The 26,085-nt window shown below is 39.2% G+C and carries 22 protein-coding genes and 1 pseudogene; 20 read left to right on the top strand and 3 right to left on the bottom strand.

What is annotated here, in order from left to right; translation table 11 throughout:
* Positions 1 to 6 precede the first annotated feature (6 nt).
* From SJY28_RS12015 to SJY28_RS11985, 7 genes are all read left to right on the top strand, one after another.
* On the top strand, positions 7 to 1,158 hold the full coding sequence (locus tag SJY28_RS12015) for an acyl-CoA dehydrogenase family protein (RefSeq protein ID WP_379544622.1): 1,152 nt from the start codon (positions 7 to 9) through the stop codon (positions 1,156 to 1,158).
* A 62-nt stretch (positions 1,159 to 1,220) separates the two neighbouring features.
* Complete coding sequence (locus SJY28_RS12010; RefSeq protein WP_379544621.1) at positions 1,221 to 2,429, top strand: acetyl-CoA C-acetyltransferase; 1,209 nt, start codon at positions 1,221 to 1,223, stop codon at positions 2,427 to 2,429.
* A 72-nt stretch (positions 2,430 to 2,501) separates the two neighbouring features.
* The gene (locus SJY28_RS12005) at positions 2,502 to 4,691 is read left to right on the top strand and encodes a 3-hydroxyacyl-CoA dehydrogenase NAD-binding domain-containing protein (RefSeq protein ID WP_379544620.1); all 2,190 of its coding nucleotides are present in this window, start codon (positions 2,502 to 2,504) and stop codon (positions 4,689 to 4,691) included.
* Entirely contained in the window at positions 4,684 to 5,841 is a 1,158-nt protein-coding gene (locus SJY28_RS12000; protein WP_379544619.1) for a CaiB/BaiF CoA transferase family protein, read from the top strand. Before SJY28_RS12005 ends, SJY28_RS12000 begins: the two co-directional genes overlap by 8 nt.
* Positions 5,842 to 6,144: 303 nt before the next feature.
* Positions 6,145 to 6,849: a hypothetical protein gene (locus SJY28_RS11995; protein ID WP_379544618.1), complete on the top strand. Its 705-nt coding sequence runs from the start codon at positions 6,145 to 6,147 to the stop codon at positions 6,847 to 6,849.
* A gap of 306 nt (positions 6,850 to 7,155) precedes the next feature.
* Positions 7,156 to 8,160 carry a 23S rRNA pseudouridine(2604) synthase RluF gene (gene rluF / locus SJY28_RS11990; RefSeq protein ID WP_379544617.1) on the top strand — a complete coding sequence of 335 codons (1,005 nt, stop codon included), beginning with the start codon at positions 7,156 to 7,158 and terminating at the stop codon, positions 8,158 to 8,160.
* An 81-nt stretch (positions 8,161 to 8,241) separates the two neighbouring features.
* Positions 8,242 to 8,685, top strand: coding sequence for an SRPBCC family protein (locus tag SJY28_RS11985; RefSeq protein WP_379544616.1), 444 nt, complete (start codon positions 8,242 to 8,244; stop codon positions 8,683 to 8,685).
* Positions 8,686 to 8,772: 87 nt separating this feature from the next.
* Here SJY28_RS11985 and SJY28_RS11980 read toward each other — a convergent pair whose 3' ends face one another.
* The gene (locus SJY28_RS11980; protein WP_341609467.1) at positions 8,773 to 9,084 is read right to left on the bottom strand and encodes a DUF1244 domain-containing protein; all 312 of its coding nucleotides are present in this window, start codon (positions 9,082 to 9,084) and stop codon (positions 8,773 to 8,775) included.
* Between the two features lie 297 nt (positions 9,085 to 9,381).
* On the opposite strand from SJY28_RS11980, the gene SJY28_RS11975 reads away from it, so the two are divergent.
* The 13 genes from SJY28_RS11975 to SJY28_RS11915 all read left to right on the top strand — a co-directional run bounded on the left by SJY28_RS11975 (position 9,382) and on the right by SJY28_RS11915 (position 23,680).
* The gene (locus SJY28_RS11975) at positions 9,382 to 9,903 is read left to right on the top strand and encodes a hypothetical protein (RefSeq protein ID WP_341609466.1); all 522 of its coding nucleotides are present in this window, start codon (positions 9,382 to 9,384) and stop codon (positions 9,901 to 9,903) included.
* 11 nt (positions 9,904 to 9,914) lie between these two features.
* On the top strand, positions 9,915 to 10,361 hold the full coding sequence (locus SJY28_RS11970; protein ID WP_341609464.1) for a hypothetical protein: 447 nt from the start codon (positions 9,915 to 9,917) through the stop codon (positions 10,359 to 10,361).
* A 1-nt stretch (position 10,362) separates the two neighbouring features.
* A complete protein-coding gene (locus SJY28_RS11965) occupies positions 10,363 to 10,776 on the top strand; it encodes an Imm44 family immunity protein (RefSeq protein ID WP_341609463.1) in 414 nt (137 codons plus the stop codon).
* Between the two features lie 95 nt (positions 10,777 to 10,871).
* Complete coding sequence (locus tag SJY28_RS11960) at positions 10,872 to 11,096, top strand: hypothetical protein (RefSeq protein ID WP_341609462.1); 225 nt, start codon at positions 10,872 to 10,874, stop codon at positions 11,094 to 11,096.
* A gap of 4 nt (positions 11,097 to 11,100) precedes the next feature.
* Positions 11,101 to 11,226 carry a hypothetical protein gene (locus tag SJY28_RS11955; RefSeq protein ID WP_341609460.1) on the top strand — a complete coding sequence of 42 codons (126 nt, stop codon included), beginning with the start codon at positions 11,101 to 11,103 and terminating at the stop codon, positions 11,224 to 11,226.
* Between the two features lie 745 nt (positions 11,227 to 11,971).
* Positions 11,972 to 12,490 carry a hypothetical protein gene (locus tag SJY28_RS11950; protein ID WP_379544615.1) on the top strand — a complete coding sequence of 173 codons (519 nt, stop codon included), beginning with the start codon at positions 11,972 to 11,974 and terminating at the stop codon, positions 12,488 to 12,490.
* Entirely contained in the window at positions 12,474 to 14,714 is a 2,241-nt protein-coding gene (locus tag SJY28_RS11945; RefSeq protein WP_379544614.1) for a hypothetical protein, read from the top strand. The genes SJY28_RS11950 and SJY28_RS11945 overlap by 17 nt, the downstream gene beginning before the upstream one ends.
* Positions 14,711 to 17,842 carry a site-specific integrase gene (locus SJY28_RS11940; RefSeq protein WP_379544613.1) on the top strand — a complete coding sequence of 1,044 codons (3,132 nt, stop codon included), beginning with the start codon at positions 14,711 to 14,713 and terminating at the stop codon, positions 17,840 to 17,842. Before SJY28_RS11945 ends, SJY28_RS11940 begins: the two co-directional genes overlap by 4 nt.
* 368 nt (positions 17,843 to 18,210) lie before the next feature.
* On the top strand, positions 18,211 to 18,918 hold the full coding sequence (locus SJY28_RS11935; RefSeq protein WP_379544612.1) for a VWA domain-containing protein: 708 nt from the start codon (positions 18,211 to 18,213) through the stop codon (positions 18,916 to 18,918).
* 13 nt (positions 18,919 to 18,931) lie between these two features.
* Positions 18,932 to 20,341: a protein phosphatase 2C domain-containing protein gene (locus SJY28_RS11930; protein WP_379544611.1), complete on the top strand. Its 1,410-nt coding sequence runs from the start codon at positions 18,932 to 18,934 to the stop codon at positions 20,339 to 20,341.
* An 88-nt stretch (positions 20,342 to 20,429) separates the two neighbouring features.
* Complete coding sequence (locus SJY28_RS11925) at positions 20,430 to 21,728, top strand: protein kinase (protein ID WP_379544610.1); 1,299 nt, start codon at positions 20,430 to 20,432, stop codon at positions 21,726 to 21,728.
* Positions 21,729 to 21,803: 75 nt separating this feature from the next.
* Positions 21,804 to 23,036 (top strand): hypothetical protein, encoded by a 1,233-nt coding sequence (locus SJY28_RS11920; protein WP_379544609.1) that lies wholly within the window; start codon positions 21,804 to 21,806, stop codon positions 23,034 to 23,036.
* Positions 23,037 to 23,050: 14 nt separating this feature from the next.
* The gene (locus tag SJY28_RS11915; RefSeq protein WP_379544608.1) at positions 23,051 to 23,680 is read left to right on the top strand and encodes a flagellar motor protein MotB; all 630 of its coding nucleotides are present in this window, start codon (positions 23,051 to 23,053) and stop codon (positions 23,678 to 23,680) included.
* A gap of 21 nt (positions 23,681 to 23,701) precedes the next feature.
* Here SJY28_RS11915 and SJY28_RS11910 read toward each other — a convergent pair whose 3' ends face one another.
* Both SJY28_RS11910 and SJY28_RS11905 read right to left on the bottom strand, forming a co-directional pair.
* On the bottom strand, positions 23,702 to 24,661 hold the full coding sequence (locus SJY28_RS11910) for a tetratricopeptide repeat protein (protein ID WP_379544607.1): 960 nt from the start codon (positions 24,659 to 24,661) through the stop codon (positions 23,702 to 23,704).
* 278 nt (positions 24,662 to 24,939) lie between these two features.
* Positions 24,940 to 26,074: pseudogene (locus SJY28_RS11905) on the bottom strand (IS3 family transposase).
* Positions 26,075 to 26,085: the final 11 nt, after the last annotated feature.

Genomic DNA, 26,085 nt, shown 5'->3' with positions numbered 1-26,085 from the left:
GACATCATGAGTATCGAAAAATTTACCCCAAACTGGATGACCGAAGAGCATCAGATGGTGCACGACAGCGCCTTAAAAATGTTTCAATCTTGGGATCACAAAGATGAGCAGTGGCGCAAAAATGGCATGATTGATCGTGCTGCATGGGAAGAGGCGGGCGAGATGGGGTTTTTGTGTGCGGCGATACCAAGCGAGTATGGCGGCGGCGGCGGGGATTTCGGTCATGAAGCCGCGCTTATCTACGCACAGACTGAGGCCAATCAATCGGGATTTGGCGGTATGGTGCACTCAGGTATTGTCGCGCCTTATATTTTAGACCACGGTACTGAAGAACAAAAACAAGCGTGGCTACCCAAAATGGCAACGGGCGAATATATCGGCGCTATCGCCATGACCGAGCCTGGTACTGGCTCCGACCTACAAAACATCAAAACCTATGCGGTAAAAGATGGTGATGACTACATTATCAATGGTTCTAAGACTTTTATCACCAATGGTCAGCACGCCAATCTTATCCTATTAGCATGCAAAACAGACCGTGAAAAAGGCGCACAAGGCGTCTCACTGATCATCGTAGAAATAGACAAAGTAGAAGGATTCGAACGTGGACGCAATCTCGATAAAATTGGTTTGACGTCGCAGGATACCTCAGAGTTGTTCTTTAGCAATGTACGTGTGCCACAAACTAACCTGTTGGGTACAGTAGAAGGTATGGGCTTTATCCAAATGATGCAGGAGTTGCCGCGTGAGCGTTTAATCATTGCGCTATCAGGGGTCGGTTCGATGAAGTTAGCGATCAACTTAACGCTAGATTATGTAAAAGGGCGCGAAGCCTTTGGCAAACCTATTTGGAAGTTTCAAAATACGCGCTTTAAGATGGCGGAATGCTATGCCGATTATCTCGCTGCCAGTACCATGTGTGATGCGGCAGTAGATGCGATGCTTGAGGGTAAATTATCAGTACCGCATGCCTCATTAATCAAATACTGGGTTACCGAAAAACAGTGCGAAGTCATCGACGAATGCGTGCAGCTATTTGGTGGCTATGGCTATATGACAGAGTATCCTATCGCACGTTTATATGCCGATGCGCGCGTGCAAAAAATCTATGGCGGTACCAATGAAATTATGAAAGAGCTGGCTTCACGCTTTATGTAGACGCTTATATTATAAGACTACGATAATTACTGTTTATTTAAAAAATAAAAAAAGGATTTTTTATGACTGAGACTGCATATATTTATGATGCTATCCGCACGCCACGTGGCAAAGGAAAAAAGGACGGCTCCTTATATCAAGCGTCACCAATTTGGCTGACACGAACTTTATTAAAAGAGATGCAGCAGCGCCACAACTTGGATACCAGTTTGGTAGATGATGTGGTACTTGGCTGCGTGACCCCAGTGGGCGAGCAAGGCTCTGATATTGCCCGCATTGCTGCTATTGATGCTGGTTGGGCACAAAGTGTAGCAGGGTTAACTTTGTCTCGATTTTGTGCCTCTGGTTTAGAGTCTATCAATTTAGCTGCTGCAAAAGTTATGTCAGGTATGGAAGACATGGTAGTGGCAGGCGGTGTGGAGTCTATGAGCCGCGTGCCGATGGGCTCTGATGGCGGTGCTTGGTACATGGATCCGCGCGTCAATGAAGCGACGCATTTCGTACCGCAAGGAGTAGGTGCGGATACCATCGCGACGCTCAAAGGCTTTAGTCGTAGTGATGTCGATGCCTTTGCCACCGAGTCGCATCGCCGCGCTGCACAGGCGTGGGAGAACGGCTATTATGATAAATCGGTCGTCCCTGTCACCGATATCAATGGCATGATGCTGTTAGATAAAGATGAAACTATCCGTCCTAATACCAAGGTCGAGACCTTAGCTGGGCTAAAACCTTCCTTTATTATGCCGGGAAAAATGGGCTTTGATAGCGTTATCTTGGACAGATATACCACGATTGAAACCGTAAACCACGTACACCATGCGGGTAACTCTTCAGGCATCGTTGATGGGGCAGCTATCTGTTTGGTTGGCAGCGCGGCGGCTGGTCAAAAAGCAGGGTTAAAACCACGCGCCAAGATCACAATGGCCTCAGTCATTGGCTCAGAGCCTGCCATTATGCTGACAGGTCCAACGCCAGCTTGCCAAAAGGCCCTTGATAAAGCGGGCATGCAAGCCTCTGACATAGACCTTTGGGAAATTAATGAAGCATTTGCTGCTGTGCCGATGAATACCGCTGATGACTTTGGACTCTCGCTTGATATCGTCAATGTCAATGGTGGCGCAATCGCTATGGGTCATCCGCTTGGCGCAACAGGCGCGATGCTCATGACGACTGTCCTTGATGAGTTAGAACGCCGCGACTTACAGACCGCTATGATTACGCTATGTGTGGGCGGTGGTATGGGAATTGCCACTATTATCGAGCGTGTTTAACTTTTCTCTAAAATAGACTGAAAACCAATTAGATTAAGAAATAATAGATAAAGAATCATTTAAGGGATAAAAATGATGACAAATAACCAGACAGCAGATAGCGTAACAGCCATTAATGAATTAGAAAACTTCTCAGCTCAGCGTGATGACGACGGTATCGTCACTGTCACAATTGACCAAAGCAAACGCAAAATGAATGTCATCGGTGATGGTTTTACAGAGTCGTTCGCCACGATAGTTGATAATTTCATCAATGATGACGCAGCCACAGGCTTAATTCTTACATCGGCCAAAGAAACCTTTGTGGTTGGCGCAGATATCGATCAATTGAACCAGATAAAGACAGCCGAGCAAGCATTTGCACTGACTGAAGAATTAAAAGGTAGTTTGCGTAAGCTTGAGACCTCAGGCAAACCTGTGGTCGCTGCTATGACAGGAACTGCATTAGGCGGCGGTTTAGAGCTTGCGCTAGCATGTCATTATCGTATTGCCATTGACACATCCAAGACCAAGCTTGGTTTGCCTGAGGTGAAACTGGGCTTGCTACCTGGCGGCGGTGGTACTCAGCGCTTACCAAGGTTGGTCGGCATTCAAGCAGCAATGGAGCTGATGACGCAAGGTAAAGAATTACGACCATCAGCAGCAAAAGACATTGGACTTATTGATGCGACCGCTACTGATCGAGCAGATATGCTGAAGCAAGCAAAAGACTGGATTCAAAATAATCCAAACGCTCAGCAGCCATGGGATAAGAAAGGTTTTAAAATTCCCGGCGGCGATAGTAAGCATCCAAAGGTGGTTCCTATATTTTCTATCGCCCCAGCCATGGCTAATCAAAAGTCACATGGCAACTATCCTGCGATCACTCATATTATGTCTTGTGTGTTTGAAGGGTGCTTAGTAGACATCGATACAGGGCTTGAGATTGAGTCACGTTATTTCGCAGCTTGCGTGATGTCTACTGAATCAAAGAATATGATTAACACCTTATGGACTCAGCTGAATAGCATCAAAAAAGGTCAGTCTCGTCCTCAAGGATTTGAGCGAACCCAAATTAAAAAGGTCGGTATCTTGGGCGCTGGCATGATGGGCGCTGGCATTGCTTATGTCACTGCCAAGGCAGGGATAGACGTCGTGCTATTGGACACGGATATTGCCAATGCTGAAAAAGGCAAAGCGTATTCTGCTAATATTTTGGATAAAGCCATCAGCCGAAAGCGCGCTACCGAAGAGAAAAAACAAGCTCTCTTAGAACGCATCACGCCAACCGTTTCTTATGATGATTTGGCAGATTGTGATCTTATTATCGAAGCGGTGTTTGAAAACCGAGAAATCAAAGCAAAGTGTACCCAGCAAAGTGAAGCAGTGATTTCAAGTAAGGCCGTCTATGCGTCTAATACCTCAACGCTACCGATTACTGGACTGGCAAAAGCCAGTACGCGACCAAACCAGTTTATCGGTCTGCATTTTTTCTCGCCAGTAGACAAGATGCCGCTCGTTGAGATTATCATGGGCGAGCAAACCGACGATGCGACATTGGCCAAAGCTTTCGACTATGTTGTGCAAATAGGTAAAACGCCTATCGTCGTCAATGACAGCCACGGATTTTATACCTCGCGGGTATTTGGCACCTATGTTTCAGAGGGTATTGCGATGCTAGGAGAGGGTATGCATCCGCGTAGCATCGAAGTCGCCGGACTAAAAACAGGTATGCCGATGCCGCCGCTAGCATTGCAAGATGAAGTGTCGTTGAGCCTCGCATTGCATGTCAGCGAACAGCAGCAGCTTGATATGGCAGTCGAAGGTAAGCCAATCGTAGTGCGGCCTTCTTATGACATACTAAAAACGCTGGTTAATGAGCATGGGCGCGAAGGTAAGAAAAATGGCAAAGGATTCTATGACTATCCAATAGAGGGTGATAAGCATCTATGGCCTGAGCTGGTAAATTTATATCCGCCAAAATCAGAGCAACCCTCGCAGCAAGATTTGGTTGACCGTTTGATGTTTATTCAAGCCAATGAATCTGCTAAATGCTATGAGGAAAATGTTGTGCGCTCAGTTGCCGACACCAATATAGGGTCTATCTTTGGCTGGGGGTTTGCACCGCAGCATGGCGGTACGCTACAGTTTATCAATGCAATTGGTTTGGACGAGTTCATCAAACGTAGTCGTGAGCTCGCGGCAAAATACGGCGAACGTTTTGAGCCAGCTCAAATCTTGTTAGATATGGCAGCCAAAGGCGAGGCCTTCTCCGATGACTGACATGCATGTATCAAATCATGATCAAATGGGAGACTGTCTACAAGGGTTACGAGTGATCGATCTAACTCGTAACTTGCCGGGGCCTTTTGCTACGCGTTTGCTAGCAGATTTGGGCGCGGACGTCCTTAAAATCGAACCCAAACAAGGTGATCCTGCTCGGGTATTTGGTGAGTTATTCGTAGCTCTAAACCACGGTAAGACGACCGAAAAATATGACTTTCATGATCCCAAAGCCATTGAAGCTATAAAAGCACATCTCAAAGAAGCTGATGTGATGCTAGATAGCTTTCGCCCAGGTGTCTTGGCGGAAATGGGGCTAGATGCTAAGACCTTGCATGCCATCAATCCAAAGCTAGTAATAGTGTCAATCACTGGCTATGGTGTAGCAGGCAATTACGTAAAAGAAGGCAATTACGTAAAAGAAGGTATTTACTTAGAAGATGCTGACTCAAAAAATGGCTCTCAAGTGAATCATGACTGGGCCAATAAGGCAGGTCATGATATCAATTTTATGGCTATGAGCGGTGTACTAGATCAGCTAAGAACAGCGCAGGGTGAGCAGGCTATGCCCAATATCCAGTTTGCGGATTTGGCAGGTGGTAGTGACACAGCCGTGATAGCATTGTTGGCTGCTGTATTTGCCGCCCAGCGTACGGGCAGGGGACGACACATTGCTATTAGTATGACGCACAGTTTGTACAATCATATGGTCATGCCAAAGGTCACAGGCAAACTGATTAATAGCCTTTCAGGAGATGGCTTAAACGACACTCTACTGCCGCAGCATGATTTTTTAGGCGGTGCATTACCATGCTATCGATTGTACCAAACCGCTGATCAGCGTCATATGGCGGTTGGTTCCTTGGAGCTGAAATTTTGGCAAGGTCTATGTGAGGTATTGGAGCTGCCGTCGCTTAAAGAAATACACTGGCAACTTGGTATCATGCCCAATAGACCCGAGAGTGAAGCCGCGACCAACACAATCGCGGAAAAATTTGCCAGTCAAACGCTTGAGTATTGGCAACTTGTATTTTCAGTAACGGATGTCTGTGTGACCCCTGTGTTGAGTTTACATGAAGCCAAAGTTCACCCTTTATTTGCACATCAAGATGAACATCATGCGACGTCAGGGTGGCAACAGGTGAATTAATAATTAGTATGTAAGTAGTCTTAGAGAAAAGTGAAAACTGGACTAATTCTTGAAGGCGATATCAAGATACTGCTGGCTAGTATCGTCTTTTTAGTCTGTATTATTCTAACTGCCTGTTTAAACCAGAGTGATTGAACTTGTATATTTACAACTGTCTATCTAAAATTGCCTGAATAAGAGACAATACGCCTATAAATCCTAAAGTCTTACGGTACTGAAAAATAGTAGCACGTTCAAAGGCTCTTAGAGATTGAGCAACACAGACATTTAATAAATTTAACTTAAGCAAAAAGGCAGTTCTGAATGACCAAACATAACCCGTATAATTTTTTACCTTTGCAGCCAATAGGTAGAAACGAGACCAATACTGCTAATACTTATGCTCCTGAAGATATGATTAAAATATACGAGCAGCAGTTTCTCATTCAAGTGCCAGAAGAAGAGCTGACCGAGTTTTTGCCAGCGTTAAAAGCATTCTATGATATCGACAACCATACCTTAGATGTCAGTGCCATTATTTTCGATGCAATCGCAGACTCTGCTATCATTTACAATCATAAAATCAAAGTCGGCGACTATCAAATATTAGGTGAGTTGATAGAAGAAGCGATTGAATATGATGAAGACAACAAAAGTGATGAAAGCGCTGAGAGTGAAGAGATTCAAGCCTATACATTAGAGTGCCAACGTACATTTTTTATCAATGATGTAGAAATACCTTATCATTTCAACCTATTCATTTATGGCGACGGTTATTCTACTTTAACCAAAAAAGAAACCGTACTAGAAAAAATGTACTGGTTTGTCAGAGGTAGATTTGAAGAGGATTTATTAGATGATGCTGAAGATAACGACAGCTTAGAATCTATTAATGCGCAACTAGCCAGTTTAGGTATTCGTGAAATGGATCTGACGACTGTAGATGAGATAATCAGCTATGTGGAAGGCAGTATCATTGACGATCCAATGGTGGACGAGCTTAATAAACTGTTGGATGATGCTGAGTAGTGAGTAAGATAAGTTAGTAGAGTGATCTAACGTCAAAAGAATAGATTTAAAAATAAAAAACTAGAAAAAAGCCTCACTGCTCGTATGATGAATGGTGAGGCTTTTTAAACTCACAACCTCATAAATAAGTTCTTTCAACATCATCCAAAATTACATGACGCCATACATTTCTAGGTTTTTACCCATCTCTCTTCAAAGGGTCAGTCGATTTCCTATATAATGTAAGCTATTTCATTATTGTTGATCCATTCAATTTAGGCTTTTTTCTTAGTAAAAAAAGCTTCTTATCAGGTAAAACGGTGCTTTATGTTCAACGCTTCCTCGACTCGTTTAAATAAATACATCAGCGAAAGTGGTATTTGCTCTAGGCGAGACGCTGACCGCTTTATTGAACAAGGTAATGTATACATCAATGGCAAACGTGCGTCGGTCGGTGATCAAGTGGTTGCTGGAGATGCGGTAAAAGTCAACGGGCAGCTTATTGAGCCAAGAGAGCCCGATGATTTTATTTTTATTGCGTTAAATAAGCCAGTGGGCATTGTGAGCACCACGGAAAGCTCTGAGAAAAATAATATTGTCGATTTTGTACGACATAGTTTGCGTATTTTTCCGATTGGTCGTTTGGACAAAGATTCTCAAGGTTTGATCTTTTTGACTAATAACGGTGATTTGGTCAATAAGGTATTGCGTGCTGGCAATAATCACGAGAAAGAATATCTAGTTACAGTAAATAAGCCGTTAACGGATAGTGTTATCGAAGGTTTGGCGGGCGGTGTGCCGATGCTTGGCAAGATGACCAAAAAATGCCCAGTGACTAAAGTAGCGCCTAATGTCTTTAACATCACGCTCGTTCAAGGTCTAAACCGTCAAATTCGCCGTATGTGTGAGCACTTTGGCTACGAAGTCGTCAAGCTTGAACGTACGCGGATTATGAATGTAAGTCTCAAAGGTCTTCCTGTTGGTGACTGGCGAGACTTAACCCCAAAAGAGCTGTCTGTGTTGCTTAAATCTGTAGAAGACTCTTCTTCACAAGACAACCACTCAAACAAGAAATCTCGCAATGCGCCACGAAAGAAACCTCGTACGGATGCTTCGTCAAAGTCAAAACCATCTACAAAATCGGCAGGGGCAGCAAAGGGGCGTAACAAATATGCCAAGGATGATGCTAGAAAACCAGCAGGTTCTAAAGGTAGGGATGGACGTCCTACTGGTCGTGGTAAGCCGTCAGGCAGTAATGGTAAGTCCGGAGGCAGTGGCAAACCTGCTACCAATGGCCGGCGTCCTTCAAAGGGACGCGGCTCTTCACGGTAATAATTTTTCACAATGTGACGGCTATATTTATTTCTGAAATAGCCGTAAGCTAAATAACTTTAGTCTTAATGAGATCATATTATGTTTAAAATAAAAGTAGAGCGCATTGTCAAAAAACCGATTGATGAGGTGTTTGAAGCACTGAGTGACCATGCCAGTTATGGCTCATTTAAAGCGGTGGGAGTGGCTAAGTTGGTGAATGAAGGTGACGAGGAGCGCAATGGCGTCGGGGCTTTACGTAGCATTCAAACGGGACCCGTTAAGTTCTGGGAGCGGATTACAGCGTTTGAGCGTCCTACTCATATGCAATACCAAATCGAAAAATCTAAACCCATCGAAATGCAGCATGATAAAGGTATCATTGACTTAAAAGACTTGGGCGATGGCACCACACGCGTGACTTGGGTGTCTGAGGGTCGATTGACGGTACCATTGCCATTAGTCGGTCGCCTGTTTGACCGTCAAATGCAGAAACAAGGAACCATAGGGTTTAGTAGCATACTCAAATCTATAGAAAGCCGCTAATCTAGCGGCAATGTTGGATTTTTTGATATAGTTATTTAGGACACGCCCTAGTGATGGCTTATTTTGTTTGAGCCATCACTATCAGTCTTAATCCGTTTTATTCTTAGCAGCTTCAATCTCGTTAAAACGCGCTAACTGCTCTGGCGTTGCTTTCTGTTGATATTTCTCTTTCCACTCAACATAAGGCATACCATAAACAAGTTCGCGCGCATCCTCGTAGTCGATGTCAATACCACGTTCTTCACCAGCCGCCTTATACCATTTGGATAAGCAGTTACGACAAAAATCGGCAAGGTTCATCAGCTCGATGTTTTGTACATCTTTACGCTCGTCTAAATGAGCTAGTAAGCGACGAAATGCCGCGGCTTCTAATTCGATGTTTGATTCTAATTTTGCCATAATATTTTCCTAATTGTAATTGAGTCATTTCAAAACTGAAATGATACTAACGATATAAATATTGCGCAACCTGTATGGGCTCAACATCTATAAAGTTTATGAATGGCTCAGTCAGTCGTTAATCAGAGTGCACTGTAGTGATAGTCAATTCTAATAGTACTATAACTCTCACAGTTGAAAAGAGACTTCAGTTTTGAAGATTGGGCACGAAATGGTCACGTTTTGGTCATGGTGCTGACTTTTAGGCTTTGTAAGTATTTGTAGTGGGAAAAAAGATTCGAACTCTCGACTCCAAGAATGGGTAATGGTCAAAGAGGCGCTATTGGTGATGCGAAAGAAGGAGCATACACTTACAATCCTGATGGTAGTATCACAGGCCCAAGTGGTGGAAGATTAACCAGTACGGGTAAGCGTGACGATAGTGGTAATGAAATCTATAAAAGAGACAGTGGTGGTTACTATGTGATTGATGATAATGGGGTTCAACGGACAACCAACTCGCCTAATGAGCATGGTAATACTTTAGGAAACCAGCCTACCGAAATTTACCAAAAGTATGATGCCGAGGGAAATTACCTAAAAACAGGCATTTCACAAAATGCCAATACTAGATACACAGATGCTGAAATTGACGGTGGAAGAATTAGAGTAATCGGCGAGCGTCCGCGAAATAAAGCTGTCCAGATAGAGCGTAATATAACCGAACGCCATCCAGGACCAGATAATAAGGAGTCATGGGCGGGCAAACGCGATCCCTCTCACCCTAAATACGACCCCAACTATATACCACCACATATAAAAAACAATACTGACGATTAAGGAGTATAACAATGTATATGATTCAATTTGGTGCTCAAAGTGGCAGTACTCAAGCTGACAAAATAATAGGTTCTTATCATCTTTTGTTAAACAAAATATTTTATCAGAAACAGGACGAAAGTGATTATTTTAAAACATTGCTCTTCCTATCCATTGTTTTTAGAGTTAGTGGTAAACATCAAAACTTTGAGTCTGAAGGAGCAGAATTTCTACAAAAGTCAGCAAGTAGGAATGTTTACACTATTGATTTCACCATTCCACAAGAGCGCTGGCAGAATAAAACCGATGTAGAGTTACGCTCATACATTGCCGAAGGGGTCAGATCCTGTTTTGATTTATTAAAACAAAAAGCTATAGAACTTGGTGAAGTCATAGATGAAGATAAGTTAGAGCGTGATTTTGAGTATGGCATGACGCAGTTTATGACTTTGTCACTCCCTGAGCTTAAAGGTAGGTAACATGAAATTATGGATAAGTTCGGAATATAGTGGTGATATTGGTCATGAGATGAGAACCGCAAGAAACTTCGTAGAAGATGAAATAAACGTAAAAATCAACGATAAAGACTATGATATTGACTTAGATAAATGGCGCTGCATAGCAATTTTAATGAAAGACAAAGTAGATCAAGAGCGATATTGTGAAGTCATAAAATACTCACCAAAGACTAAGAAAATGGATTTTAAATTACAAATTGATTACCCTGAATTTGTAAATGGAGATGCCAAGCGTCAGCAACAGTTTATCTACGAGATGCTGATGCGAAGTCTAGATTTATTAATTGAAAAGGGACTAAACGAAGCAGGCATTGAAAGCTTACGTCAAGATACACAAAGCGTTGCTTTAAAAAATGGCTGGATAATTGCTCATTAACATTACTGATTGTAGTGTGGGATGAGCCGTACACATAAAAGTTAAGCGCAATTAGATCAGAAAGCTACGATACTTCATGCATCGTAGCTTTTTTTATGTTTCTCACCAAAGCCACTGTTGGCCAAGGCGCTATTGTCACAGGGGACGCACTCACAGGTAAGGACAGCTTAGCAGGCGTCAACCGTGACGCCTTGAATACTGAAACAACTATTAAAGATGTGCAAACAGGTGGACTGGCTGTCGATACGGGTATTGATACGCGTGTGTTGACTCAGGCGGGTCGGACTGAGATTATTGATGAGCAAAAGGAACTTACCTAAGAATTTGAAAGCTATTGCAGCTATTACAGGTACGGCAGGGCTTGCTGTACCTGCTATCGCAGCGGGAATATTTGATAAAGGTAACAGCAACCCTGACAGTAAAAATAAATCAGGCCTTTTATGTATCTAACAGTCCACAGGTATCATTTACCGTGAGGAAGTTGACGAAATAGGCAATCCAGTTTTAAACGAGCTCATTTGGTGTGATATTAAAAACTTTTTATTCATGGCATCGTTGTATTGTTTAGAAAAAATTTCGATAAAACTGTCTCATTACAGTAAAGTTGCAAATAGCTGGATTACTGACTTTAAGCAGTCTAATAAATTATATCTTTTAGATGTGAATGATTCTGATATGGCATATTACTTAAAAAAAGATATGTTTTACTGTTTGTCAAAAGGAAGAAGTTATTTAATTACTTATAAGCTTTACACCGGGTTTTGTGAAGAGTTGAAAGATAAGCGAATGAGTCTGTGAGTAAGTGTCGTAACACATAAGCTTAAGTGGAGTAGCCCTCAAAAAACAAACAAAAAAAAGCCTCACTTCCTATTTAAGGAGTGAGGCTTTTAGTGCTTTTTCAAGCCATATTTGGAGCGGGAAAAGAGATTCGAACTCTCAACCCCAACCTTGGCAAGGACGCCGACCAAAGTAACATTGATGTTAATAAACCTGAAGTCTATTACTTTAAAGGGTTTCAGGTTTTTTTATGTATATAAATATTTATGAATTTTATGAATAATAATGATATAGATATATTTATGGACACTGCTATAGTATGGTAATATGACACCAACCAAAATACTATAGCGTGCCTGCCCTATCGACTATAATTGGTTTTGTACTGTATATGCGTTTGACATATGGATTAACGATTATGGCTAAAAATAATAAAGTAACTGATAAGTTAGTAGTGCATGAATGCGCTATTAAACCTTATCAAATATTTTGCGAATTAATCGAGACTGAGTTTAGTGAGTTTTCTGCAAACAAAACATTGTTTCTTGAAGTTGTTGATATCAATGACCAGTATTGGTTTTTTGATGGGTTTAGAGAAGTTAGTATGCTGACTTATTCTAATAAGGTTTCTATTAAACGAGTTAATCTATTTAATGCTGAAATAGAAAGACGTGCTTGGTCTTACTTGATAGAAGAGTTGAGAAATTTGAACCCTATCAATCCTAGAATTTTCGAAGCTATAAAAAACAATATGCCCATCTCAATACAACGTACTTTACTAGGGAGGGCACTGACTATTCAGTACGTGTTAAATGAAAAAAACTTAAAGCGTCATCATTATGATTATCAAGTGAGACATATGCGTAATCAGTGTACTAGTGAAATACCCTCGTTCTCTGAGTTAATTGATGAGGTGCGCTATGCTGATAGTAAGTAATGTGGAAAAGTTAATACCACCCACTGATGATGTTTATACCGATGAAATTAGTAACTTCTTTTTAACTGTCGCCAGCTTAGTCTCAAAGGACTTTATGGACATCACCATTGAGGTTGAACAATTAGAGTTTTTGACTTCAGTATGTTTAAAAAAAATATATAACTCCTACAAAGGCAAGCTAACTAAGCCCGAAAATTTGACTCGAGCTTTTATTGCTAGTACTTATCACTTACCAGAACTTAATGCTAGTAACCCCAGTAAAGAATGGTTGTGGGTCGCTAAATTGAGCCATTTACTAATCTATTTTGCTCAAAATGACTTACCTAGACGTATTGGTGAGACCACGGTTGAAGCTAGAAAATGGATGAATCAAGCAAGTAGCAATCACGGTATTTGGCAGCATTGCTATACAACATTACAAGCTGATACGTTAAAGACTACTTATGAAAGGTTTGAAGGTTATCGAGTCAAACTAGAAAGCAATAATGCTCTTACTCTCAAGTCATTTATCAAAATTTATAGAACCATCGATTTTGCATTCAACAATAGGGATAGCATAACGCGCACTTCCTTAGGCAGAAAACAGACTAAACAGAGCAAAGTTGATGAGCCAAAAACTGAGTATGTGACGCAAATGGATGTGGACGATGATACTGATGAGCTAGTATCAGTCACAAGTTTTGAGAAAACAGAGAGTGGTAATGATATTAATCGTGAACGATTAGATAACCCAAGGCCTGATTTCAATTATATCGAGCAAAAAACGCTAAAAGAAACTGAGAAATTCTCAACAAATCAGATTTATCGAAGGACGCGGGCGAAATTTGCGCATGCAAATAAAAATGAAAGGTTTGTAAGTAGCAATATCCGTCAGTTACCATTAACGGCTATTCAAAATATAGCATTTAAATTGTGGCAGTGGTTCGTTGACTATAATGACAGTGAAGCTGATAGGGACAAAAAACGAGCTATAGCTTATTTGCTGTTTTCTCTATACACGGGTCATTCAGTCGCTAGATTGGCTAATGATATTAATAATAATTATAAAGAAATAATTGATATTAGTGCTCGTAAAGCAAAGTACGAATTTATCATTAATCTAGATATCACGCCACTACGCATTAGAACGACAGGAATAGAGTCAGTTATTGCTAACCGATTGACACAGTTCAAGCTACCAATACCTGAGGCATTGGGCGTCTTTTTAACCTATAAAGGTTATCCGGATTCAGTATTGATTAATGAGGTCATTGCTGATCTACGAGCAACTTTACAGCTGCCAGTTATTAGTTTGGGTAGAATTGAAAAGTCGCTGTACACCATTATCATTTATGAAGTTGGTAGTACTCAACTAGCCACTATCATTACCTCACGTAACAGTAGAAAAAGAGCTGATACTTGGTATAGCTCGCACGATATTAAGAAAGTGAAAGAGGTCTATCACAATGCGATTAAAATTCTTACAGATCGCTGTCACAAAGAGAAATCCAGCGTCGTTGAATATTTATCCAAAGTAGCACTCAGCGATGATGCTATTGGCAGTCAAAACAGCCCTGACTATCCGATCGTCAGTTTATTCATTAACTATCTGTATCAAAAGGTAGTAACCACCACAAATTATAAAGAGAAATTCAATTTTTACAATTTATGGCTTTGGCATATTTCTCTTTTACTAACTTCAATAAGAGCGGTAGAAGGCGCACCGGGTTATCTAAACCAAATAAACTTGCAAGCAGGCATCGCTTGGATTTCTGATAAGGAGGAGCGAGCGACCGCTAACAGTCAGCGCTTAGTGCCTATTTGTTCATTTTTGACAGAAGCTATGCAAAATTTCTTACGTTATCTAGAAAGCTTTGCTAAGCGCTATGGACGCTTAGATTCTAATATTAGCACTGAAGTGAATAAAATCTTTGATTACCAGCGGCCGCTACTAAATTTTATAGATAAAAAAGGCGAGTTTCATGCGCTCAGGCCGGCTATTATTATTAAAGAACTAGATAGTCGTTTTCGCTTTAAGCCAGATTGGACACGCCATGTGGGACAAAAGTTTTTACATGAGCAGGGAGTAGCTGAAGCAGTCATTTTGGCGATTTTTGGTCATGAAATGATGGGCCAAGAAGCGTGGAGAAAAAATTCAGCACTGGCTATAGGGTATATAGTAGCCGCTAAAAAACCTTATCAGCAGCTGGCAGTAGAACTGGAGTTACAGCAGGTAATTTTATGACACAGTTAAAGACTTTACATGGTCATTTGAGGCGCTCAGAAAAAGCGCAGGATAAGCGTAAGCAGGTATTACAGTATACAAAAGAGATATGCCAACATGCTTGGAATGATTTTATTAAAAAGCATCAGTCGTCAGAGGTGATAATAGACGAGCAGATTTATGATTTATATGAAACGCTTCATAACGACATTAAAAAGACCGTTTCATCACATCTTATCCCATTTGCACTATTTGAGCGCAAGCGTTTTTTCGATAACATTAATGAATCGCGTAAAAAAAGACACCTGCCATTATTACCAAAGCCCATCATTGCTGTACGTCCACAGCGCCCAAAAAACATCAATGATTTTGATGAGTTTTTATATCTGACTAAAGCCCAGAATGTTGTTGCACAAGCATTTGATAAGTGGCAGCAGAGAAATACCTTTTCATTACTTGAGAGCGTCAGCTGGTTTTTATTCTCACTCATTAGTTTTGCAGGATATAACGATGAGCAGATACTCCAAGAGGTTTATGACTATCTAGAACAAAAAAAGCCTATTTATCAGATGTCTGATGACATGCTGGTCATGCCGATCAGACTACTATCATCCGACTATGGCAATGAGCTTGTTACTACAGAAAATGATTTAGATGAGGTGTATCACACACGCCTGATAATTATAGATGATATTAGCCGTTTGTGGCTGCTCAAGCTACAACGCCAGCGTCAAGCGCAAAGCGACTTTCCTAAATACCGTCAAATTATTAAAAGGCTAGGTGAGTTTGTTGGAGAGAACTTCACAGTTAAATCAATCCATAAATCTAACTATTTACAGCACATTGCAATCTACTGGCAAACTCTGCCAGACGTGTATTTGGATATTCAACTGGTCCAAGTGCTAACAGGTCAGCAAAAGCAAACATCAATATCAACATCGCAACTACTTAGGTATTTTCAGAGCATTAAAACATCCAAGGTGGTTCTGTCTGATGAGCATGTTAGTAAATTAATGATCGGGCCTAGTACTAGTAACAATAGTGATAACGCACTTGATGCTGTCAAAGTCGAACGGTTTAGGTCTGATGCAGTTAAAGAGATACGCACGATACTTAATAACGATAAAAAACAGGTTCAACCACAGCTAGTAAGTCTACTAACCCAAAACCTATATCCCAATCAACAACGATTGGTTAGATGGATGTTGGATCTGTGTATTAATGGAAGGAAAATTAATACTTTAAAGCGGTATTTGTCCGAGATCGGGAATGGATTTATTGCGGGGACACGCACTGCTGACTTTTTGCAATGGTCAAAACATGACTATCACTATATATATAACGAAATTATTGCAGAAAAGAACCCAAATAAATTAGGGTATACAAAAACAGTTATTTGCTCGCTGCATGATTCTTTAAAGAAGCATAACAAAGCGCCTGAAATCGACATTAGAGGAGGCGGTGATGCGCAAATAGTGTCGAGCTACCTGATTCCTCAGAAAGTTTATCATACTATTCTTGATTGTATCGCTGAGCAACAAGTGCTGAGTGAGTACTATAAACAAGCGCTTAGTATTGTGACAATACTGTTATACCGTACTGGCATGCGTATCAGTGAGATTTTGGGACTACAAGTTACAGATATCGAATATGACAATCAAAGCTTTACTGAATACAACGTTATTGTTCGCCCTAACGCGCATAGAGACTTGAAATCAGATGACGGCACACGGCGAATATATTTATCAATATTACTTTTGTCAGAAGAGCTAGAAGATTTTAAAAGATTCTTTCACTTAAAAAAGCGACAGTCTTCTCGTTACTTATTTACTTTAGCGTATCAGTCCTCTGTTATGTCTCGTTATAGTATTGAGCAGCCACTAAAACGCATACTAGAAAATACTGCTTATCACGACATTACTCTGCACAGCTTTCGTCATAATGCGATATCAAATATGGCGCTTATACTTAGATGTAACCCAATGCTAGTCATGCAGTTCACAGATTATGATGAGATAAAAATCTATGATATTAAAACTCATTTTTTAGGTAGGGTACGCAGCGTCTCGACAAATTACTGGGATGCACTAATGGAGTTTGCCGGTCATGCCGATCTCATCACGACTTTTAGCTCATATATTCATACTGCTGATATCATCGCAAGTCATCAATTGCAGCAGGCTAAATTGTCCCTGCCTTTGGACGTTGTTAATAAGTTGATTGGCACCAGTCGTATGGACTTAAAGCAGCATAACAAAAATGCTTTGGAGAGCAGGGACAACGCTGTTGATCTTAATCGAATCAGACAATACGTGAATCGTAAGGTTAATTGTGAAAAGTTAGTGCTTGCTAATAAGGTGAAAGTACCACTATTAAGTAATAGTTCTATTGATACTGATAAAAAGCAGTATTCAGCAGTGTTTGGTAGATATAGTCGTGAAATGATAGAAAAGCTTTTATGGGACATTGAGGATGGTCAAACGCTAGGTGAGGCCAGTAGTTTAAACTTTAGGTACGATGATGCGTTGATGATTTATGAGCGAGCATTGAACTTAGTTAAAGATACTGAGGGCAATCTAAACCATAAACTGGTCTCTAAAAAACGTAAACAACGCTCTGACCATATTTTACTAGCGCCAACACCGCTGCATTACCATGAAGAGCAAGCCTTAGTGAGCTTATGCTTTAATAATCTTGAAAAGTTATATGAGGCTAAGGAAGGCCGGCGTAAGGTGAAAGAGATGCTTCAAGTCTTTAATGAAAAGGTTAATAGCTCTAAAAGTGAGATTCGTTTTACTTTTAAGCAAAAAAAGAATTTCTATAAGTACTTAAGTACTATGTGTCAGATACTACCAAGTAAGCATTGGCGCGTTAATATCAGCTGCCTTAAGTCAGAGCCTTATCTCAATGAGAAGAATAAAAATGTATATCGCTCTGTTGTTGATAAATCAGCTAAGCTCAAAAAAATAGAAGAGTTTGAAAAGGACATGCCTGAATTCGAAGGTGACCTAATTTATTTAGACACTTACAACGGCTATTCATTAACACTTATTAGTCCGCTACAGAAAAAGGGTAAGGCAAAATTATCTTCTGCTTTGATGAGTTATGTTTTGCATTTTTTGCTCATCGTAGATGGTTTGACTGATTGATAGCTCTTAAGTTTAGTTGTATGGATTTGACAGCAGGAGTCAGGTTACTTGATTAAATATTTTTAAGTAAGTTTCTACAGGATTTACAGCTTCTGCTTTAAATTTCGCACTGTATTGTTGCTTTTTCTTAGTCATGGCAAATTCCTCATCAAATAGTTAGTTTACCAAGTTTACTTATAAAGTTCCTTCAGCATAGATTACTTTGAAAACTGAACATTAATCAAATTTTTCTTGTTATATGTGTTGATTTGTTGCAACATAGTATGTTGCTAAAATAACTGTTTGTAATATATTGTAAAGCGATGAAATATCCTTGCCTTCTCAATATTATCATCTTGAAATTCATTTAATTAAGATTTGGAAAAAATATGATTGATATCATTAAAAGACCAGGAGGAGCTCTAGCTACTCGTCCATTACATTTTATATGGATAGCAGACTGCTCAGGTTCGATGCATGGAGAGAAAATAAGCTCATTAAATTTTGCTATTCGAGAAGCATTGCCTGCTATGCGATCCGTAGCAGATGAAAATCCAAACGCTGAAATCTTGTGTAGAGCTATAAGCTTTGATACTAACGCTAAATGGCATATTAAACAGCCGACATCTATTGATAAGTTTGATTGGATAGACTTACCAGTTGGGGGACTAACTTCAATGGGCGCAGCGTTAAAGTTGGTAGCTGAAGAATTAGCAACAGAGAAAATGGGTGATAGAGCTCTTCCGCCAGTTCTAGTTTTATTATCTGACGGATCACCTACTGACGACTTTAATAGTGGTCTTAATGCAATAATGGCTCTACCTTGGGGTAAAAAAGCAGTTAAGTTATCTATTGCTATAGGTGCTGATGCCGATACAGACGTTTTGCAACAGTTTATCGGGCATGATGAAATGAAACCTTTAATTGCTAAAAATGCAGCACAATTGGTAGATTTCATCAGATGGGCTTCTACTGTCGTATTAAAAGCTGCTTCATCTCCTGATAGTAGAACGCCAGGTCAAAAAGCCTCAAAAACAAACGTTCCACTACCACCGCCACCCGTTACCGATATTGACTCACCATTAGATGTTTTCTAGTAAGGAGCAAGCTTTGTCCACTTCCGAACTCAAAATCCCTATTCATACCTTGTCTCAAATAGGCGCATCTCATGTACGTCAAAACAAACCTAATCAAGATCATGGTAAGTGTGATTTTCTAATATTTGGTGATGAGATATTACATATTCTATCTGTATCTGATGGACATGGCAGTGAGCGTAGCTTCAGGAGTGATCAAGGCTCTAGAATTGCAGTTGAATCTACGATAAAGGTATTAAAAGAAATATTTTTTAAGAACCTTTCAGTCAGTGAGCTAAAAACACAAAGCGACTTCATTATCGGAAGAATAATCCATTACTGGAAGCAGGAAGTAAAGCAACACTTTTATAAGAATACTTTGACAGAGTCAGAAGCCACTCTGTTTGACGAACAAAATCATACTGAAGAGCAGGTGACTGAGAATATTGAAAGAGCTTATGGCGCTACTTTGCTTCTCGCAGTTATTACACCAAATTATGTATTATATTTACAAATTGGTGACGGTAATATCTATGCTATTGAAGCATCAGGTAAATCTAACATTCCTTTTCAACCTGATTCAACAATCATAGGTAACGATACACACTCTCTTTGTGAAAAAGATGTTAGAAAATACATTCAGATAAAAATAGTACCTCATGATGATCTGCCTAATTTTGTTTTTTTAACGACTGATGGTCTTCCCAATAGTTTTGCTACAGATGATGAGTTTTCTTCGGCTGTTGAAGGCATATATAAGACAATTTGTGAGTATGGATTAGAAACTGTTTGTGAAGAAATCCCGCGCTGGCTACAAGAGTATACAGAGCAAGGTTCAGGAGACGATATTACTATTGCTTTCTACTATAGAAATAGACTTAAAAATAATAATACTCTCGAAGTAGTACAAGAGGTATGTCAAGAAGTAGCACAAGAGACAAGCCAAGAAGTAGCACAAGAGATAAGCCAGGAAGTAGCACAAGAGATAAGCCAAGAAGTAGCACAAGAGACAAGCCAAGAAGTAGCACAAGAGACAAGCCAAGAAGTAGCACAAGAGATAAGCCAAGAAGTAGCACAAGAGACAAGCCAAGAAGTAGCACAAGAGATAAGCCAAGAAGTAGCACAAGAGACAAGCCAAGAAGTAGCACAAGAGACAAGCCAAGAAGTAGCACAAGAGATAAGCCAAGAAGTAGCACAAGAGATAAGCCAAGAAGTAGCACAAGAGACAAGCCAAGAAGTAGCACAAGAGACAAGCCAAGAAGTAGCACAAGAGACAAGCCAAGAAGTAGCACAAGAGACAAGCCAAGAAGTAGCACAAGAGATAAGCCAAGAAACAGCACAAGAGATCAGTTCAGAAACGTTAGAAAGTGCTGATAATTCTTCAAGAAAGGTGAGGACACCTTTCCTGAAGAATTTCAGAAATATTTTCATTAAAAACGATTAATAACTGGACTTCTAATAACTTAACTAATAATTTTTTGTTTTGACACAATTTATATAAGTCTACTTTTCTTATACTTCATAGGTGTATTATGAGTTTTTTATTAAAAATAAATCAGCAGCTAACACTAGAAAGTGGTAGCAAATGTGTAGTGAATCAGTTCATAGGAAGTGGTGGACAAGGAGAAGTTTACGAAGTAATAGTAGACAATGAAAGCTACGCTCTAAAATGGTATTTTAATGATCAGGCAACCAAATATCAGGAAGAAGGTATCCGCGCCCTTATTAAAATTGGGAAACCTAACGATAGTTTTTTATGGCCTATTAACATAGCAACGTCTGAGAGTTCTAAAAGCTTTGGCTATATTATGGAGTTACGTCAACCGGAGTTCAAAAGTTTGTTTGATTTAATGAAAAATCGAATAAGCCCTACTTTCCATACGCTAGCCAAAGCCACTTATAATTTAGCAGATAGCTTCAGACAACTACATAGTAAGGGCCTATGCTATCGTGATATCTCTCATGGCAATATATTTTTTCATCCTGAAACTGGTGAAATTCTCATATGTGACAATGATAATGTTAGTGTAGATAACAGAGAAGATGAATCAAAGACATCAGGAGTTGTAGGTACACCTCGATTCATGGCGCCTGAAATAGTGAGAGCGGAAGCTTCTCCTAATGCAAATTCAGACCGTTTTTCTCTTGCGACTCTTCTTTTTTATATGTTGTTTACTAGCCATCCTTTAGAAGGAGAAAATGAGGCTAACATTAGGTGTTTTGACCAACCTGCTATGGATCAAATATACGGAGTAAAGCCAATATTCATTTTCGATCCTATTAATACTACTAATCGGCCAGTGCATGGTTATCACGACAATGCAATTTTATACTGGGGAATTTACCCAGACTTTCTAAAAGATATTTTTGTTAAAGCTTTTACTGAAGGTCTTGAAGCAAACAAGAGAGTAACAGAAACTGAATGGATGAACGCTTTAATTCAATTAAAGGATAGTATCTTCAATTGTAACTGCGGAGCTGAGAATTTTGCAAATAAGGAGCAGAAACCTTTGAGCTGCTGGAACTGCAGTAAAATTATCCAAGACACTAGGTTACAGTTTAAGCGTAGCTTTGTAAGTATTAACCCAAACACTAAATTATATGGCCATCACCTAAGCCATAGCACACCTTACGATCTTGGTGAACCGCAAGCATCTATTGCAACTCATCCGAACGACCCTAGTATATTAGGATTAAAGAACCTAGGGGAACACCCATGGAAAGCGCATTCTACAGCTAATGATATGCGTGCTATTGATCCCCAGAAAAGTATAGTTATCAAACTAGGTACTACAATTGATTTTGGTAAAGTTGAAGCAGAAATTATTTAACTTTATTCTTTCGTAATTAATTAAATTTTCTATTAATAGTTATTAAAACTAATATATTATTACACAAGGGTTATAGTGGAACTAATTAATTTTTTACTACCAAAAACTGAACTAGATTGGATATTTTTCTTAGCTATAGCATTTTGCTTTGTCATTACAATCATCTCCACTTTCATAGTACGAAGGTCAATTGATAAGGCACTAGATACTTCTAGTGCTTCCGAGTCTTTTACAGATGAAGCTAATATAAGTAATTACCTTGCAAATGATAAGTGGGATAAGGTTTTTGAAAATGGTGCGGGTTTTGTTCTAATACTTGGTTTACTAGGTACATTTTTAGGTATAGGGCTTGCTATTCAAGACGCGAGTAAGGTTATAGTTAGTTTAAATAGCTTTTCTAATGGTGCTGCTACATCTAATGCTATGGACACTGTTGGAAAACTAGCTCCTGTTCTTTCTGATATTGGTACTAAATTTAAAATTAGTGCATGGGGAATTGGATCTCATATATTAATTCGTTTGATAGTCCCTTTTTTTGGCATTGAGACAATACGCCAGAAATTTACTGCCGATCAATTGAAAAAAATAAATTTTGATAGAAAGCAACAAAAAGATAACTTTTATAAAGAAACCGTAAAGTTTTTTAGAGAAAATAAAGATATTAATCTTGATATATTAGAACAATTGAATAGGGTAGCTAATATCCCTGCTAATATTGATTCTAGTTTAATGGCTTTTACAAAGTCTATTGAAGACTATAATAAAAACTCTATTGAGTCAGCTCATAATTTTGTCAATATAGTTAATGATTTGAAAGTAGGGTTAGATAAACTACTTCTTGATATTGATAAATCTGTTAAATCTATAGATATAAAGGCTAATGAAAGTTTTACAGATTTAAACTCTTTAACAAAATCCATTGTTACAGACAGTATGAAAAATTTAACTGAAACTAATAATCAAGCGATAGAACTCATAAAGAATCTTGAAAGTTTTCTTCATGCAGATAATTTCACTTCCTTAATAAGTGATTTAAATATTACTAATGAAAATCTGCACTTTCTAACGGTATCTATATCAGAAATACGATCGATATTTTCGTCAGAATTAATACCTATTTTTGAAAGTATGAATAAAATTAATGAATTTCTAGATATTAATCTAGTAGCTACAGAAGGTTTGAATGCTAATTTGAAAACTAATGAAGAAATATTATTCTCGCTCAATAAGAGTTCAATACTAATGGAAAAGGTTAATAGAAACTTATTAAGATCTACTATAGATCGGCAAATTAAACTAGATAATTAATAGGTGTCGTAATAATGAAGCAAAATGATTATTGGGTATCTATAAGTGATTTAATGTCCGGTGTAGTAGGGGTTTTGGTTTTATTTTTTGTCATAACTATCTTAACTATTGTGGGAGCACAAGTAGCTGCTCAAGAAGAAAAGAAAAGAGGCGCACGAGAAGTTGTACAAAAGCTTAGCGAACAAAGTAAAGATAAAGATACGTATCAAGGAATAGAATTTTTTTCAAACAATGGCCTTATTAGATTAGCAGATAGCAGTTTTTCTCAGGGCAGTGCATGTATTAACCAAAGCGGTAAAGATTTCCTACGACAGCAAATGTCAGAAATTATCATCGATGAACTGTCTAAGGATAGTCAGCTTGGCGTTCAAATTGAAGGTCATACAGATATTGTGCCCGTTAGCACATCTAGAACAAGTAATGCGCGTACTTGTGCCCCATTTGATGATAATTATACTCTCTCTGCTGGTCGTGCACGAGAAGCAAGGAATGCTTTATTCTCTGACGTTGAAGGTACCAAAGCTGATTGGATGAGTAGAGTGTCAGTAGTAGGCTATGGTTCTGACAGACTAATTGATCCTGAAAATCCTGAGTCACATAAAAATCGAAGAGTTGAAATTCGATTTGTTAATATAGATGATTAATGTATCATTATTTTCACAATCTTACAGTTGAGATAAATGAAAGTTTGCTTCAGGATGTTTGTTTTTAGCTGCTAAATAATACCACTTTTTAGCTTCATCTATATTAGGATTGCCATTGGTAGGATATTGGTAGCTTTGAGCTAAATAGTATTGTGCTTGGCTTGAACCTTTCTCTGCTGCTTCCTTATATAGTGCTAAAGCACGTCTTTTATCTACACTTACGGAAATACCATTTTCGTAAAACCAGGCCATTTTGTATATTGCTTCAACAAAATCCTGTTTGTATAGTTTTTTATAGTTTTCAAAAGCCTTTGATTCATTTTGTTCTATACCAAGTCCATATTCATAACAATTAGCCAGGTTGTATAATGCATTTAGATTACCTTGTTTTGAAGACTGCTCATAGAAATTCTTTGCTTCCTTATAATTTCTGCTAACTCCTATCCCTTGATCATAACAAAGCCCGACGTAGTTTTTTGCCTCCGCATGATTGGATTTTGCAGACATCATAAAATAATCAAAGGCTTTTCTTAAGTCTTTTTCTATAACCTCTTTAGAATCTTCTTGTACTATAAAACCTTTTAAATAAGCTTTTCCTAACTCAAATTGTCTTTCTTTATTTCCTTTAGCTGCAGCATTCTCCAGTTCTTTTAAGGTACTACGCTTCTTTTCATGTGATTTAGTACTATGTATAATATTTGACCACGTGTAAATTGCCTGAAATGCTAGATCTCTCCTAACACCATAGTCTTCAATCATTTTTGCTATTGAGTTTTGCTCAAAAAAACTATCAACTCTACCGATTTCTAGCATTCTACTAGGAACTCTCATCTTTGCTGCTACTAATAATGTGTTAACCTCTTGAGTGTATTTAGCATCTATACACAAATCCATAAATACGGCCTCAACTTTACGATATTCTTTAAAAAATTCATTTTCAAAGTTTGATAAGATATAGTTAATAGCTTCTGATGGTTTCATAATACCTATCCGGTTAAGTTAAGAGCTTATTTAACGTAATAACATGCATGACAAGGAGCTTTTTTAGATGATAACTAGAAGTTGAGTTCGTTCAAATTTTAATTGAAGCATCAAGGGACAATCTCTCAATGTGGTAAAAAATTCAAGTTTTAGTACCTAATATTGTTTATATGCGTAACGCCCTTCGACTATAATGTAAGAGACCTGAACCCTGTTGTCAATCCCGTAGAACTAAACTTGGGAAATTTTAATTACGCAGCCTGACGATAATAATCAAACTACATTTGTCTTGGCGGTTTATAGCGCAAACCCTTTTGGATTCTAGTCTGATTGTAGTACAGCTCGATATATTTGATGATATCGGTAATAGCAGCAAATCTGGTCTTATAGTCTTGCTGATACACTAATTCGTTCCTCAACATGCCCCAGCGGCTTTCTATTGGCGCATTATCATAGCAATTGCCCTTACCACTCATTGAACTTTTAAAATGATGCTGTTTGATAATCTTATGGTAGGCATGGCTGCAGTACTGGCTGCCTCTATCAGAATGTACAATCAGCCCTTGGCCTGGTCGTTTGTTTTTGATCGCCATGTTTAATGCATTGCAAACTAGATCTGCCGTCATGCGTTTGTTGATGGCATACCCGACTAGCTCTTTGGTGTATAAATCTTTTACTTCTACTAAGTATAGCTAACCCTCGCTTGTCCAGATATAGGTGATGTCACTGACCAAGACTCATTAGGACGCTTAGCATCGAACTGCTGATCCAACACGTTTGGAACCATTTTATTATGGTTTGAGTCCGTAGTGATTTTAAAGCGTTTGTGGCGAGGGCATTTGATGCCATGTTCTTCTTTGATACGTCTGACCATGTACAAGCTAATGTCATGGCCTTGCTCTATGAGCTTTGCATGCAGTCGCTCAACACCATAGCACTCACGAGTTTCACTGTGAGCGGCCCTAACCAGTAGCTCAGAATGATTACGATGTATCTGTTGGTCACTGATATCACGACTCAGCCAGTCGTAATAACTTGATGGTTTAACACTTAGCATGCGGCACATAGTGGTGATGCTAAAGAAGTACTGGTTATCTTTGATAAAGGCGTACCTGACTAACTGTGCTTTGCAAAGTACGCCGTCGCCTTTTTTAATATCTCTCGTTTCTCTTCGGCTACTTTAAGCTGTCGTTTGAGCTGCTTTATTTCCTGAAGAGCCGTCATAAGATCAGGATCATATTGTTCTGTGCCGACAAGCTTGCCTTGATTGGCTTTGTTGTTCCAGTTCGATAAGGTTTGCATGGCGATGCCAAGCTGCTCTGCAGTCGCTGAGATATTGCCGTTATTATCCGCTATCTTCTTGACGGCCTCGGCTTTAAATTCGTCACTGTAGCTTCTTATTTTCTCGGTTATGATAAACTCCG

The organism is Psychrobacter sp. R86515, assembly GCF_042466315.1.
Lineage (GTDB): Bacteria > Pseudomonadota > Gammaproteobacteria > Pseudomonadales > Moraxellaceae > Psychrobacter.
The sequence above is the reverse complement of the archived record's forward strand: the minus strand, read 5'-3'. Positions and strand labels throughout refer to the sequence as shown.